Annotated in this window: 14 protein-coding genes; 2 read left to right on the forward strand and 12 right to left on the reverse strand. The window is 50.0% G+C overall.

What is annotated here, in order from left to right:
• Positions 1–320 (reverse strand): IS200/IS605 family transposase (gene tnpA / locus H8S44_RS16885; protein ID WP_186873410.1); only part of this gene is annotated, 320 nt, incomplete at its 3' end.
• A 174-nt stretch (positions 321–494) separates the two neighbouring features.
• Between tnpA and H8S44_RS09210 the strand changes: the two genes are divergently transcribed.
• Positions 495–1,502, forward strand: coding sequence for an MATE family efflux transporter (locus H8S44_RS09210; RefSeq protein WP_186873411.1), 1,008 nt, complete (start codon positions 495–497; stop codon positions 1,500–1,502).
• Between the two features lie 86 nt (positions 1,503–1,588).
• Here H8S44_RS09210 and H8S44_RS09215 read toward each other — a convergent pair whose 3' ends face one another.
• The 8 genes from H8S44_RS09215 to H8S44_RS09250 form a co-directional block, all read right to left on the reverse strand.
• Entirely contained in the window at positions 1,589–2,797 is a 1,209-nt protein-coding gene (locus H8S44_RS09215) for an ROK family protein (RefSeq protein ID WP_186873412.1), read from the reverse strand.
• Between the two features lie 75 nt (positions 2,798–2,872).
• Positions 2,873–3,706, reverse strand: coding sequence for an aldo/keto reductase (locus tag H8S44_RS09220; RefSeq protein WP_186873413.1), 834 nt, complete (start codon positions 3,704–3,706; stop codon positions 2,873–2,875).
• A 155-nt stretch (positions 3,707–3,861) separates the two neighbouring features.
• On the reverse strand, positions 3,862–4,638 hold the full coding sequence (locus H8S44_RS09225) for a sulfite exporter TauE/SafE family protein (protein ID WP_186873414.1): 777 nt from the start codon (positions 4,636–4,638) through the stop codon (positions 3,862–3,864).
• A gap of 1 nt (position 4,639) precedes the next feature.
• Positions 4,640–5,074 carry a MarR family winged helix-turn-helix transcriptional regulator gene (locus H8S44_RS09230; protein WP_186873415.1) on the reverse strand — a complete coding sequence of 145 codons (435 nt, stop codon included), beginning with the start codon at positions 5,072–5,074 and terminating at the stop codon, positions 4,640–4,642.
• 129 nt (positions 5,075–5,203) lie between these two features.
• Positions 5,204–6,640, reverse strand: coding sequence for a hypothetical protein (locus H8S44_RS09235; RefSeq protein WP_186873416.1), 1,437 nt, complete (start codon positions 6,638–6,640; stop codon positions 5,204–5,206).
• A 53-nt stretch (positions 6,641–6,693) separates the two neighbouring features.
• A complete protein-coding gene (locus tag H8S44_RS09240; RefSeq protein ID WP_186873417.1) occupies positions 6,694–7,170 on the reverse strand; it encodes an RNA polymerase sigma factor in 477 nt (158 codons plus the stop codon).
• Positions 7,171–7,380: 210 nt separating this feature from the next.
• Positions 7,381–8,055, reverse strand: coding sequence for a hypothetical protein (locus H8S44_RS09245; RefSeq protein ID WP_186873418.1), 675 nt, complete (start codon positions 8,053–8,055; stop codon positions 7,381–7,383).
• A 31-nt stretch (positions 8,056–8,086) separates the two neighbouring features.
• Positions 8,087–9,217 (reverse strand): LURP-one-related/scramblase family protein, encoded by a 1,131-nt coding sequence (locus H8S44_RS09250; protein ID WP_186873419.1) that lies wholly within the window; start codon positions 9,215–9,217, stop codon positions 8,087–8,089.
• 372 nt (positions 9,218–9,589) lie between these two features.
• On the opposite strand from H8S44_RS09250, the gene H8S44_RS09255 reads away from it, so the two are divergent.
• Positions 9,590–10,048, forward strand: coding sequence for a DUF2798 domain-containing protein (locus tag H8S44_RS09255; protein ID WP_186873420.1), 459 nt, complete (start codon positions 9,590–9,592; stop codon positions 10,046–10,048).
• Between the two features lie 121 nt (positions 10,049–10,169).
• Here the strand turns inward: H8S44_RS09255 and H8S44_RS09260 are convergent, their stop codons facing one another.
• The 3 genes from H8S44_RS09260 to H8S44_RS09270 all read right to left on the reverse strand — a co-directional run bounded on the left by H8S44_RS09260 (position 10,170) and on the right by H8S44_RS09270 (position 14,334).
• Positions 10,170–11,450: an O-acetylhomoserine aminocarboxypropyltransferase/cysteine synthase family protein gene (locus H8S44_RS09260; protein WP_186873421.1), complete on the reverse strand. Its 1,281-nt coding sequence runs from the start codon at positions 11,448–11,450 to the stop codon at positions 10,170–10,172.
• Positions 11,451–11,538: 88 nt separating this feature from the next.
• Positions 11,539–11,712 (reverse strand): hypothetical protein, encoded by a 174-nt coding sequence (locus H8S44_RS09265; RefSeq protein WP_186873422.1) that lies wholly within the window; start codon positions 11,710–11,712, stop codon positions 11,539–11,541.
• A gap of 117 nt (positions 11,713–11,829) precedes the next feature.
• Entirely contained in the window at positions 11,830–14,334 is a 2,505-nt protein-coding gene (locus tag H8S44_RS09270; protein WP_186873423.1) for an excinuclease ABC subunit UvrA, read from the reverse strand.
• Positions 14,335–14,346 lie beyond the last annotated feature (12 nt).

Here is a 14,346-nt window from a genome sequence, read left to right on the forward strand (position 1 = left end):
TGCTTTAATTCCGGATGTACAAGAAACATTTGTCTTGCCAGATTTCCTTTCATGATTTTTATCATATCAGAAATAAAAAACTGTGGTTTACAATCCACCAGCAAATGGATATGATCCGGCATAACCTCCATGGCCAGAATCTGAAAGCGGTATTCCTCTGCCAGCTTTTGCAGCATTTCCCTGCATTCTGTATCAAGGCCATCTGTCAACACCTTTTTCCGGTATTTTGTACACCAGACGAGATGATATTGCAAAAAGTACACATAACCTCGACCATATGAAAGAGTGTTTTCTCTGATAGTGAATATATCTTTTCCCATGTTTATATCTTACCATATGTAGTACAGAAAGTAAACATCAGTTCTGTTTTTTGGTCAAAAATTTGCACGCCTAACTCATCACTGAAGTAACGAGAATGCGGCGTGCAATTATTCAAATCAGATAAACCTATACTGACATAGGCATCTGTTTTTACAAAAGAGAGGGGCTTTACCATGTCTGAAACCATAGGAAAAAAGTCCTCCGGGCAGCACGGGATGCTGATGACGGAGGAGGTGCTGGAGGACGCCGTGCTTTATCTGCGGATTTATTCCGGCGGCATGGTTTTTAATGTCCTTTACAATATGATGGCTGGTATTCTGAACGCTGCCGGCAATTCCAGGCGTTCGCTCCTCTATCTGGCTGCCGCAGCCTTCACGAACATTTTCATGGATGTACTTCTGATTGCGGTTTTGAAAATGGGCGTGGCAGGCGCGGCTATCGCTACGGATATGAGCCAGGCGGCGTCCTGTATTCTGGCTTTTCTGTTTCTGCTTCGCGTTCCGGCGGATTATCAGGTGCATATTCCAGAGCTTCGCCTGAATGGCTTCATGGCTTTACAGATTTTGCGGGTGGATCTTCCCACGGGTATCCAGAATATGGTCATTTCTCTGTCCAATATTCTGGTACAGGCTGCCGTCAACGGATACGGCACGGCTGCGATGGCCGGTTTCGGCGCTTACTTAAAGATCGACGGCTTCAATATCCTTCCGGTTTTGAGCTTTAGTATGGCGATCACAACCTTCGTGGGGCAGAATTACGGCGCCGGAAATCTGAAGCGCGTGAAAAAGGGCATGTGGGTGACTCTTGGCATGTGTATTATATACACGATCGTTACCGGCGCGCTGCTGCTGTTCTTCTCGCGCCCGGCTCTCGGACTTTTCACAAGGGACGCCACGGTCATCGACTTCGGGCAAATCGCCATGCGGTATTTCTGCCCCTTTTATTGGCTACTTGCCATTCTTCACGCGCTGGCGGGCACCGTCCGTGGAACCGGCAAAACGGTGCCGCCCATGGTGGTTCTGCTTCTGTCCCTCTGTCTGTTCCGTATTCTCTGGATCCGGCTCATTCTGCCCGGCTTCCACGGGATCGAAGGCGTCTACATCCTGTACCCGGTTTCCTGGGCGCTGGGTATGCTGCTGATGATTTTGTATACCTGGAAGGGAAAATGGATGAGTGCATAAAAGAAGCTCCCCGATATTCTAAATATAAAAATATCGGGGAGTTTTTATTTTTCTGAAATGCTGTCTGTAAAAGGTTTATCAAAACCTCAAATTAATGCTCCATGAAAAATCGTGGTCAGCAGTGCTCCGGTGCAGCCCACCACTGTAGCCTCGGATCCAAATGCGGATTTTACAATCGGTATCCGCCGGTAACGTCTCGCAATCTGACGGCTGTTCAGAAGCCGTTCTGTCTGCTCAAGATACAGATCCGGAAGCCAGAAGCCTTCATGGCCGATGATGATTTTCTGTGGATTCAGGCCGTTACAGAAGTTCACAAGCCCGCAGGCCAGCTTCTCCGTCATTTCCGAAAATATTGCATCTATCCGGTTTTCCTGCTCCGTAAAGGGACGCCCTTCCGCCTCTTTTTTCTGAATTGCCTCGCTCATCTGCAGACAAAATTCCGCAAAGCTTTTCGTCTCCCCTGCTGCTTCCTGCAGCTGCTTTTCCAGTACATTGCTGGAGATATAGCGTTCCAGACACCCACGGTTTCCACAGCTGCAAGGAATCCCCCGCCAGTCGATGCTGGTGTGGCCCAGCTCGCAGATCATGCCGCTGGTGTTCTGATAGATCTGGCCGTTCACCACCAGTCCTGCGCCCACGCCATTTGCCAGATCCAGGTAAATGAAATCCTCACAGTCGCTGCCATTTCCGTAATACTTTTCCGCAATAGCCGCGCAGTTACTCTCCACATCAAAATAGGTGGGTAACTGATACCGCCTTTCAGTTTCCCGTTTCAATTCCAGATCGTGAAGTCCGTAAAAATTCGGCGGTTCCAGAATCTCCCCGTATTTCGTATCCACCGGACCGATAGCACCGATGCCGATACCATAGACGCGTTCCCCGTCTGCTTCCGCAAGCGTCGCGTCAATGGCCTGAAAAATACGGTCCAAAAGCTCCGGCGCAACATCTTCATTTAACGGAATCTCCGTTTTTCGCAGGATATGAAGCTGCATATCACAAAGCACCACGCTGCATTTCTCCCGGTAGACATGGACGCCAATGAGCTTCGGCGCGCCAGACGCGATGCAAAGTTGCACCGGATTACGGCCCTTGCCCTCGATCTGCACCTTTTCCCGTTCCTCCAGAATCCCCTGCTCCAGAAATTCATTGACAATATAAGTTACCGTCATTTTTGACAGCCCGGTTTTCTGTGCCAGCCCGATACGCGAGCTGCATTCCCCCGTGGCAATAAGCCGGAGAACCAATCCCCGGTTTTGCTGCTTCAGACTTGTGTTGTTGACTCCCGCTTTCGGCATGCGACTTGCCTCCGATATCTTTTTCTCTCGTCTCAAGATTTAGAGACAGGGACGTTGCTTAAGTAAACTCTTACCTTAAAAAGTAATCTGATCCGGATCATTTCCCGTTCCAAAGCCTTCCAATACATCCAGGGCTTTCATGTCCTCTTCTTTCAGTTCAAAATCATCTACACTTCGATTCATTTTCATTCTCTCCTCATGCAGAGACTTTGGTAATGGCAAAAATCCATGCTGGATACTCCATTTTACACAGATCTGGGCCTGACTTTTTCCATAACGCTCGGCAATCATTCTAAGGGAATCGGAATTCAACAGTTTGCCGTTTCCTAAAGGGCTGTACGCTTCCGGAAGAATATCGTATTCCCGGCACAGAGCTATTGTATCATCCTGCGTCATTCCCGGATGCAGTTGCAACTGATTCACCATGGGAATGATTTCTTCTTGTAACAACGGGAGTAAATGCCGGCGGCGGAAATTCGATACGCCAATCGCTCTTACTTTTCCTGCTTTATAGAGATCCGTTAATGCTTCCCACGTTTCACTGTTCAGTTCTTTCCAGCATTTATACTGACTCGGGGAAGCGGGCCAGTGAATCAGATAAAGATCCAGATAATCTGTCTGCAAGTCCTTACAGGTTTTTTCAAATGCGCGCATGGTACGTCCGTATCCTCTCTCCGTATTCCACACCTTTCCTGTAATAAACAATTCTTTTCTTTCTACTCCGGAATTTTGAAGGGCAATTCCAACACTTACCTCATTTCCATATACTGCCGCCGCGTCAATATGACGATAACCTGTTTTAATTGCTGTTTCAACTGCTTGAATACAGGTGTCTCCATCTGGCGTTTTCCAGGTTCCATATCCGATTTTCGGAATTTCAACTCCATTTCTCAGAACATAATTCTCCATGGCAAATCCTCCTGCGCTCATTTTATACCTTATATAATACATCTCTTTTACTATTTGTCAAGTTAAAAGTAAAACTATTTTACAAATATAAAAAAATCGAGTAGGAGGCGGTGACTAGCCGCCTCCTACTCGATCGCTCCCGCGTCATGCCCTTTTTACGCAAACATGGAAAACGCCATCACCACGATTCCCAGAATCACCAGAATCACACCCGTCACCCGGTTCAGGGTCTTCGGGGTCGCTTTATTGGCAAACACCGCCGCAATCCGCGCCCAGAGCAGTGTAAATACTACGCAGAGAATCCAGACCGTCCAGTCCGGCATGCCGCCGATGGCGAAATGAGATACCGCGCCGGTCAATGCTGTGAAGGCCATGATAAATACGCTGGTTCCAACCGCTGTTTTCAGTTCGTAGCCCAGCACGGAGGTCAGGATAAGAAGCATCATCATACCGCCGCCTGCGCCCACGAAGCCACAGATAAAACCGATGAGCACGCCACAGATCACCGACTGAATGGCCCGCTTCTTCGCGGATACGCCCTGCATGGCTTCCTTCGTGGTCATAACCGGCCGCACGATGAATTTGATACCAAGCAGGAAGGTCATGAAGACAGAAAAGGTACCCATGGTCGTGGAAGGCACCAGACTGGAAACCCAGCTTCCCACCACCGTAAATACCAGCACGCTGACCATCATAATCAGACCGTTTTTCACATCCAGATTTCCGTTTTTCTTATAGGTATAAGCAGATACAGCACTGGCAAGCACGTCCGAGGACAGGGCGATGCCCACCGCCATGTAAGGCTCCATACCCAGAAAGGTGATCAGCATGGGGCTGATGACTGCCGCCGCGCTCATGCCGGCGAATCCGGTTCCCAGGCCTGCGCCCATACCGGCAAAAAAAGTCACAAGTAAAGTAAATAAGATTTTCATTTTAATATTCTCCCTTCAGGATTTCTTCTACGTTTTTTCCAATGCTGTTCAAAGTCTTCATAAAAGCCTTCCGGGCTTCCTGATCCATTCCGTCAAACAGCTTTTCCCCAAAGGCCTGCTGCACTGCCCGGCCCTCTTCCATCAGTGATTTCGCCTTTTCTGTACAGATGAGCTCCGTCTTCCGACGATCCATCGCCACGCTCCGGCGCTCCAGATATCCCTCCTGCACCAGCCGATCCACATTGACAGAAACAAGATTAGCCTTGATATTCCGCACCTCTACGATATCCCGAGCTGTCTTGTATTCCGGGTTATTGCCGAGAAACATCAGAATATCGAAGGCCGTCTGGGGCAATCCCAGCTTTCTGCACAGGGGTTTGCACATGGCATTATAAGCCAGCAGAAGTTTCCTTGGAAATTCAATTTCCGTAACCATTTGATTCTCCTTTTATTCTTTTTTGGATAATTCATTTTTGAACTATTATAACACAGACAATGAAAAACACAAGAGAAAAAGACCGGAAACTTGATTCCGATCTTTTTCCTTTATTTTGGATTCCATATCTTACTTCCGGATATCCACCATCCATCCATTTTCCAGTGCACTCTGCGCTTCGCCCGTGCCGTCCAGGTTCAGATACATTTCGCCAAGCTTGTCTGCAGGAACCGCAAACGCTTCGTGAACGGTGACCGTCTCGCCGGGTTTCAGTGTATCAATGTAATTGTTCCCCCGCTCGCCGCCGCGAACATCGTAGGCGCCTACTTCAGCCGTCAGCATCAGGCCTTCCTCCACGACATAGTTCCACTCATCGCCTGCAGCGGGTGTTTCCAGTTCCCGATGCCATACGCTCGCCCGGTCGCCTTTGGTCTCCAGAAGCTGGATTGAACCGTTGTACATGATATCGGTCAGTATGTCGCTTCCTGTATTGGTATATTCGACGGTCACATAGATCAGCTTATTTTCGGATTTTTCCGTCTTTACTACCTGATCCAGGGTATCGACACCGTCTCCTTCCCGGATATAGGAAATGGTGCTGCTCTTCAGGTTTCCATTTGCGTCAAAGGCAGTGGCTGCGTCCGCGTCCAGCATGCCCTCCGGCAGGATGTTTTTGTTATCAGCCACCTGTACATCCGTCACCTTCGCGGTCAGACCCGGCAGCTTCTCCAGACTGTTGTTTTCCATATCCATGGTCGCGCCGATATTCTCTGCTTTTTCCAGCAGCTTTTTGGAAAAGGTCATTCCTACCGAATCCGTACTTTCTTCTGCCAGGGCATTCGCTTTCTCTGCTTCCAGATAGCTGCTCCAGTTGTAGCAGAGCAGCACATCGTCCCCGGTGGTCTCCTCTGTCGGCATTACGGTTACGCCCTGAGCGATTTTCAGGGCTTCTTCTTTTGATACATCAGAGCTTATCAGCATTTCCAGTACCAGATGCTCCTCCGGGTAGGCCACATACAGACTCTGGTTGTAGGCATTCAGCGCGGTTTTCAGATAAACACTGTCGCGCCCATTGACCTTCCGTTCTTCTTTTTCCGTCACGTTGTAGCTGAGTTTTTCAAAGGAAGTGTCTCCGGTGTCCATGTAGTAGCAGCCCATGGTCACACCGCCCCGGCCATCCCGGTAGTTGTATTTGCCCTCCTCGGTCTGTACCATGCCGTCAGGCAGGTAGGATGCCTGTATCTTCACATAGTGCTGTTCGTCTGCGGCGGACACTGCGCTGTCCTGCGCGCCGTCCTGACGCTCCAGCTTCGTCTCGTAAGCATATCTACCCACCCGGTTATTTTTCAAGCCATAGAGAACCCCTGCAAATACTGTAGTACCAAGGGCCAGTGTGGCCGCTGCCACAGCGATGGCCAGCCGTTTCTTTGAAATATGGCGTCCGGTTTTTCGATTTCCGGGAAGCATATCCGGTTTTGCCAGCTGCTTTTCTACCTCCTGTTCGATCATCTGCCGCATCTCCTCCGGCATTTTGGGAAAATCACGGTTCATATTTTCTAATTTCATACCCTGCTCCGTCCTTTTCTTTTTACTAAAATTTGTTCTACATTACATTCCTTTTACTGCGCTGCCCGTTCGGCCAGTTCGTTTCTAAGCCGCTGTCTGGCCCGGGCCAGGCGATTTTTCACGGCGCTTTCTGTGGTCTCCATCATAGTCGCAATCTCCCGCACGCTGTACCCCTCCAGATAGTAGAGAGTCACGCTTAACCGCATCTCCTCCGGCAGCCGGTAAATGGCCTCATAAAGATCCGAATAATCCTTCTGCTCCTCCGCCTTTTCCTCCTGTCGGTAATCCTCCAGAGATACGACGCGCTTTTCCTTCCGCATGACGCTGTAGCATTCATTAAGCAGAATCCGCATGAGCCAGGTTTTCGCATAAGCGTCCTTTTTCAATGTATATAATTTGGAAAATGCCTTTACAATGGCCTCCTGAATGGCGTCGGCGCAGTCCGCGTCGCTGTATAACAGGGTCTTGGCCACATGATACATGGCGTCCTCCGATGCCATGATCAATTCTCCCAGTTCTTCTTTTTTCATTGTTTCCTTCCCGCCGGCTTTGGTTATTTGCTTGCGCGCTGCATTTGCTTTACATAGATTAGATGCATGGGAACAGGGTTTGGTCGCATACGTCCGGAAAAAATTTATTTCCACTGTATTATATCAAAAAACGACTGTCCGGATCCTACAGCAGATCCATTCAGCCGTTTTTATTATTTCACTTTCTATTTTCCAAAACAGTCCCCTACCTTAGCCGCCATAATCACTGTTGACCTTATATCGGATCCCCAGGAACGCGCACATCTTATCTCCGAAATCCATCTTTCGTTCACTTCCTTCTTCCTCCTTCACCTCGATGGTATACTCATCGTAATGGAAGAATCCGCCAAAGGAAAAACTGCCCGTGGCAATCACATTTCCATCGTAATCAAAGATCCGCATGATATCGTCATCGGCCAGATAATCTTTTGGATTGCCGTCTGCGTCCATGAATACCGTATACCAGTCCCTTTCCAGGGTATCCGTTTCCAGGATCTGCTTCTGGGCGTAACCCAGACAGTTATCATTCATGTCATAGTATCCGTAGGTGTTGCCGCTGATGACCCCCTCCACATCGTTGATGGGCTCATCGGTCACATAGCGCAGATAAAACCAGGATTCGTCACTGCCTGTGCTGATGGTGTATTTACTGTCCCAGAAGCCCCGCTCCTGTATGTGTCCGGCTGCCTGTCCGTCTGCCCAGATATCCGAATCCGCCACGATATCATCCAGATCCCCTTTCATGGTAAGGACACTGGCATTTTGAAGAGCCTCCTGCCCTTCCTCCGTGGGCGGCAGCTCCTCCTTTGAACTGCCGCAGCCCGTCACGGCCAGAAGCAGCACTGCCGAAATGAAGGCTGCACCAAACTGTATCTTTCTTTTCATAGCATTCTCCTTTATCGGAAATGTTTCAGAACTATGCGTTCTCCTTCTCGTCGTCTCTCGCAATCTCCCGCGCCACCATAATGGCCATTGCAGTCAGCAGAGGCAGATACTGCTCCTCATAGCAGATGACCACAGAATTGTCAAAGACCACATTTTTCAGGGTAAATTCCAGATTCTCCATGATACTGCCCAGCATCCGGTCATTCAGCAGGACGAAGAAATTATGCCCCAGGGAGCCTGCGTACTCCCGCAGCACCAGCTTACCTTCTTTGACATTCATGGTAAAGGTATCCCTGATCAGCTGAAACTTCTTTTCCAGTCTGCCATACTCCTCTCCCCGGTAATAGAAATCGTAGGTGGGAAGGGCGTGGAGGATCCGTTTTTCCACCCGGAAAATCTCGGTATTCTGAGCGTCATAGATGTAAAACTGCTTCAGCGGCATGGTTCCCTCGATATGGTAAATCAGTTCGCCATCTTCGTTCCGCAGATCAAAGCGCTGTCCCATGAGCTTGAAATCCTCGGTAAAGGTGTAAACTGTGGAATGCCTGGACTCCAGCACCGGAAGTACCTCTCCCGTTTTTACGAAATGCTCCATGCTTTTCTTAAGTCCCTTCTGCATCAGCATAATGTCTGAATGGTAACAGATATAAGCCGCAGCATTGGTTCCGAAATTCTCATTTAACGGATGCAGAGGCTCAGTGATTCTTTCTTTTATCATACTTGTCAGGAACGAATAACCGATGTAGCCCAGATTACCGTCACCAGTCAGCCAGAAATACAGATAATCTCCCTCGCTGCTGGGGCCAAAGGCCAATGCGGGCCGTCTCATGGTGCGGAATTTCGCCAGATAGCAGGAACCCAGAGGTGTGGGCACATCTTTATAGGCCTCGTAAAACTCTTCAATTTTTCGGGGACGATCCATGGCAATCATCTGTACCATATCCGTGGACGAGTTATAGCTGTCCGGTGACGCCATCATCCACATGGCGATGCCGATAATCAGAATTACCGTACCGACACTGATGAAAAACCTACTGTAATAGCCTTTCACGATAAACATGGCCCCAGCCACGATCACTGCCAGGCTCAGAAGCCGGTAAATCACGTAACGCAGCTTCAGGCTCGCCGACATATCACTGAATTTCATTTTTTCCTCTGACATAAGATTTCCCTCCCTTGTCTATCCTGCCTAAATTATCTGGGACTGTATGTCTCAAATTATGCCTTAAAAAAGTGTCGACTACAACATTTGCCACAGTTCGACACTTTATTTTACCAGTTTCCGGGTGGTTCGTCAATTCTATTATACCTTCCATATTTATTTTCCAAAGGATAATATGTAACATGTAAAAGTAATTTGTCAAATTTTTTTCTTGACATTTGAATCCCTTTTTCCGTATAATAAGCGGCGGACAATTTCACAGAACAAATCAGAACTGGTATAGAATTGGAAACGACACAAGCGCTTCGCTCTTGATAACGAACAACACATGTGTCTTTTTTGTACCCATTTTTCGAAAAGGAGAACAATTTTATGCCAAAAACAAAGTTTCAAAATGTCATTTTCACTCTTATGATGGCTTTCCTTATGGTCTATGCCATGATCTGCTACAACATTTCCCTGAATATCGGAGAAATGAGCAATCAGGTCTTTCTGATGGCTTTTCATGAAATGGTCATCATGTGGCCGGTAGCTTTTATCCTGGAGTTCTTTGTGGTTGATAACCTGGCTCACAAGCTCGCTTTCCGCATGGTAACGCCGCAGGATCGCCCGATCGTTATCACGCTGGCTATCTCTGTCATGATTATCTGCATCATGTGTCCGGTCATGAGTCTGATTGCAACCCTGCTGTTCAAAAACGCCGGCTCTCAGTTTATTGCTGTTTGGCTGCAGACCACTTTCATGAATTTCCCGGTGGCTTTCTTCTGGCAACTGATGTACTGCGGACCGTTTATCCGGCTGATTTTCCGGAAAATGTTCCCGGAGAAATAAGTGATATTGAATGGGATTCCAAAGGATTTTCCCCTTGCATAAAATCGTCTGTATCTGCACCATTCCTGAAAAACAGTTGCAAATACAGACGATTTTTTCACAAAAATTGAATTCTATTGCATTAAATCGCATCCAGCGCCTGGGCGATATCCGCAATCAGATCCTTCTTATCCTCCAGTCCGCAGGAAATCCGGATGAGCCCGGCCGGAACCCCGGCAGCGGCCAGCTGCTCATCGTTCATCTGTCTGTGGGTGGATGTGGCCGGATTCAGGCAGCAGGTGCGGGCGTCCGCCACATGGGTCTCAATGGCCGCCAGCTTCAGGTTCTTCATGAATTTTTCCGCCGCTTTTCTTCCGCCCTTCAGCTCGAAGGAAACCACGCCGCAGCCGCCGTTGGGCAGATATTTCTTCGCCAGTTCATAATATTTGTTGGAGGGCAGCGTCGGATAATTGACAAACTCTACCTTCTCATGCTGCTCCAAGAATTCCGCTACAGCCTGGCCATTTTCCACATGGCGGGGCATCCGCACATGCAGGGACTCCAGACCCAGATTCAGGATAAAGGCGTTCTGGGGAGACTGGACACAGCCCAGATCCCGCATGAGCTGGGAAGTACATTTCGTGATAAAGGCTCCCTCTTTACCGAATTTCTCTGCATAAGTGATACCATGATAGGATTCGTCCGGCGTACAGAGCCCGGGAAACTTGTCTGCATGGGCCATCCAGTCAAACTTACCGCTGTCGATGATGGCTCCGCCCAGGGCTGCGCCGTGGCCGTCCATATATTTGGTGGTGGAATGGGTGACAATGTCAGCGCCCCACGCAAAAGGCCGCAGATTTACCGGCGTCGGGAAGGTATTGTCCACAATGAGCGGTACGCCGTGGGCGTGGGCCGCCTTTGCGAATTTCTCGATATCCAGTACCGTCAGGGCCGGATTGGCAATGGACTCTCCGAATACAGCCCGGGTATTATCCCGAAATGCCGCGTTCAGTTCTTCCTCTGTGCAGTCCGGGGCCACGAAGGTGGATTCCACGCCCATTTTCTTCAGGGTCACATCAATCAGGTTATAGGTACCGCCGTAGATGGAGGAAGACGCCACGATATGGCTGCCTGCCTCGCAGATATTAAACAGGGCGAAGAAGTTCGCCGCCTGTCCGGATGAGGTCAGCATACCTGCCGTACCGCCCTCCAGGGCCGTGATCTTCGCTGCCACATAATCATTGGTAGGGTTCTGCAGTCTGGAATAGAAATAGCCTTCCGCTTCCAGATCAAAAAGCTTTCCCATATCCTCGCTGGTGTCATACTTATAGGTGGTAGACTGAATGATCGGAATCTGTCTGGGTTCTCCGTTTCCCGGTGTGTAACCGGCCTGTACGCATTTGGTATTTAATGAATAATCCATGTGTATTCTCCGCCTTTACTTTCATTTTCATGGCTTCTATGTTACACCTATTTTACATATCTGTAAAGATAGTGAACGCATGTTTTGCTTATTCCTGTCGCTTTTTGATCTGCGGCGGCCGATAATGATAGAGTTCGTTGTAGGCCTCCAACTCGTCCACATCCTTCACCCCGCCTGGAATCAGGCCCGTACAGTCCTGGGCTGATGCAGCATTGGCCAGATAATCATAGGAATCAATGAGCTGCTCGTTCGGTTTTCGCATGGCAGAACCTCCTGTTATCTATAAGAAAAATCATGAAAAAGGGACAATCCGCTGTATTTTCTGTGACACAGCTATTGTCCCCTGCTTTTGTATTCTTATGTCTGCCGTTTTCTGGCTTTATTTTTTCTGCATATATTTTCCGGTCACACTTTCCGGATTGGCTGCCACCTGCGCGGGCGTACCGGCAGCTACAATGTATCCTCCGGCTTCTCCGCCGCCCGGTCCCATATCAATGATATAATCAGCGTTCCGGATCACATCCAGATCGTGTTCGATAACCAGCACCGTAGCGCCATTGTCCACCAGGGTCTGGAAGACCTGCAACAGAGTCCGGACGTCCAGCGGATGCAGACCGATGGTGGGTTCATCGAAGACAAAGACCGAATCAGACTGACCTTTCCCCATCTCACTGGCCAGCTTCAGACGCTGGGCTTCGCCGCCGGACAGGCTTGGCGTCTCCTCGCCCAGGGTCAGATAGCCCAGCCCCAGCTTTTCCAGAATCTCCAGGCGCTGATGAACAGTCTTCAGATCTTTCGTGGCCTCCAGCGCCGTATGCACATCCATTTCCATAAGCTCCGGCAAGGAATACTGCTTTCCTGATTTCGTTTCATACCGAATCTGCCAGGTCTTTTTCCTGTACCGGGATCCGCCGCACTCAGTACAGGGGATATCCACATCCGGCAGAAACTGCACATCCAGGCTGATTTCTCCGGTGCCATCGCAGATTGGACAGCGCAGCGCCCCTGTATTGTAGGAGAAATCGCCCGCCTTATAACCGTCTCTTTTTGCGTCTGCCGTTCTGGCAAATACCTTCCGCAGTTCATCATGGACGTTGGCATAAGTGGCCACGGTGGAGCGTACATTGATCCCGATGGGCGTGGCGTCGATAAGCTTTACATGGGAGATGCCTTCGGCTGAAATCCCTTTCACATGCTCCGGCAGCTTTGTTCCGGTTGTCACTGCCTGCAGACCCGGTACCAGACTTTCCAGTACCATGGTAGTTTTTCCGGAACCGGATACGCCGGTTACGACCGTCAGTCTGCCTTTGGGAATGTCTGTTTCCAATGGTTTTACCGTATGAATCTGCGCCGTGGAAAGATGAATCTTTCCCAGGGAAAACAAGTCTGTTTCTGCCGCCTGGCAGCGTATCCGAGTGTCTGCCTTTCCTGACAAAAACGGGCCAATCATGGAAGCCGGATTTGCCACAATCTCCGGGATACTGCCCTCGGCAATCACGTGTCCCCCGCCTGCGCCTGCCTCCGGTCCCATCTCGATAATCCAGTCGGATTCTGCAAGGATCTGGATATCATGGTCCACCAGAATGACAGAATTACCGTCGGCGATCAGATCCTGCATCACTGCATTCAGCCCGACGATATTGGAAGGATGCAGACCGATAGAGGGCTCGTCCAGCACGTAGAGCACGCCGGTGGTCCGGTTCCGGACGGCTCTGGCCAGCTGCATCCGCTGACGCTCTCCGGTAGACAACGTCGAAGCCGCCCGATCCAAGGACAGGTAAGAAAGTCCCAGATCCATCAGACGCCTTGCCGCGCTCCGGAAGGACTCGCAGATGCTTTCGGCCATGGGACGCATCTCTTTTGGCAGAGATGCAGGCACACCGTCCACCCAGTCCGCCAGCTCCCCAAGGGTCATCCGACAGGCCGCCTCTAACCCGATGCCGCGAAGTTTCGCCGCTCTGGCCCGTTCGGAAAGTCTGCTTCCGCCGCATTCCGGGCAGATCTCTTCTTTTAGAAAACGCTCTACCCGCTTCATGCCCTTGTCATCCTTTACCTTCGCAAGAGCATTTTCTACGGTATAGACTGCGTTAAAATAAGTAAAATCCAGTTCTCCCGCCTGATTGGTCTTCTTTGCTTTATAAAAAATGTGTTTTTTCTCCGCCGGACCGTGGTAAACGATCTCCTTTTCCCGCTCTGTCAGATCCCGGAAAGGCACATCGGTACGAACGCCCATTTCCCGGCACACATCGGTCATCAGGGACCACATGAGGCTGTTCCAGGGAGCCACCGCACCCTCATCAATGGTCAGGGACTCATCGGGCACCAGCGTATCCAGATTTACCGTATGAACACTTCCGGTACCGCCACATTTCGGGCATGCCCCCTGGGAATTGAAGGCCAGCTCTTCCGCCGACGGCGCATAGAAATGCTCGCCGCATTCCGGACAAATCAGCTCAGAACCGGCCGCTACCGCAAGGCTTGGCGCCACATAATGGCCGTTCGGACAGCGGTGGCTTGCAAGTCTCGAGTACATCAGTCTTAAAGAATTCAGAAGTTCTGTTCCGGTACCGAAGGTACTTCGGATGCCCGGAACGCCGGGCCGCTGATGAAGAGCCAATGCCGCAGGGACATACAAAACCTCATCCACCTGGGCCTTGGCTGCGCCTGTCATACGCCGCCTGGTGTAGGTGGACAGGGATTCCAGGTAACGCCTGGAGCCTTCCGCATACAGAACGCCCAGAGCCAGAGAGGATTTCCCTGAACCGGAGACACCTGCGATTCCCACGATTTTATTCAGAGGCACATCCACGTCAATATTTTTCAAATTGTGTACTCTTGCGCCGCGCACCCGGATGCACGCAGGCGCTGTATGCAGTTCTTTCATTTATTTCCCCTT

This window comes from Anaerosacchariphilus hominis, assembly GCF_014290175.1.
Classification (GTDB): domain Bacteria; phylum Bacillota; class Clostridia; order Lachnospirales; family Lachnospiraceae; genus Laedolimicola; species Laedolimicola hominis.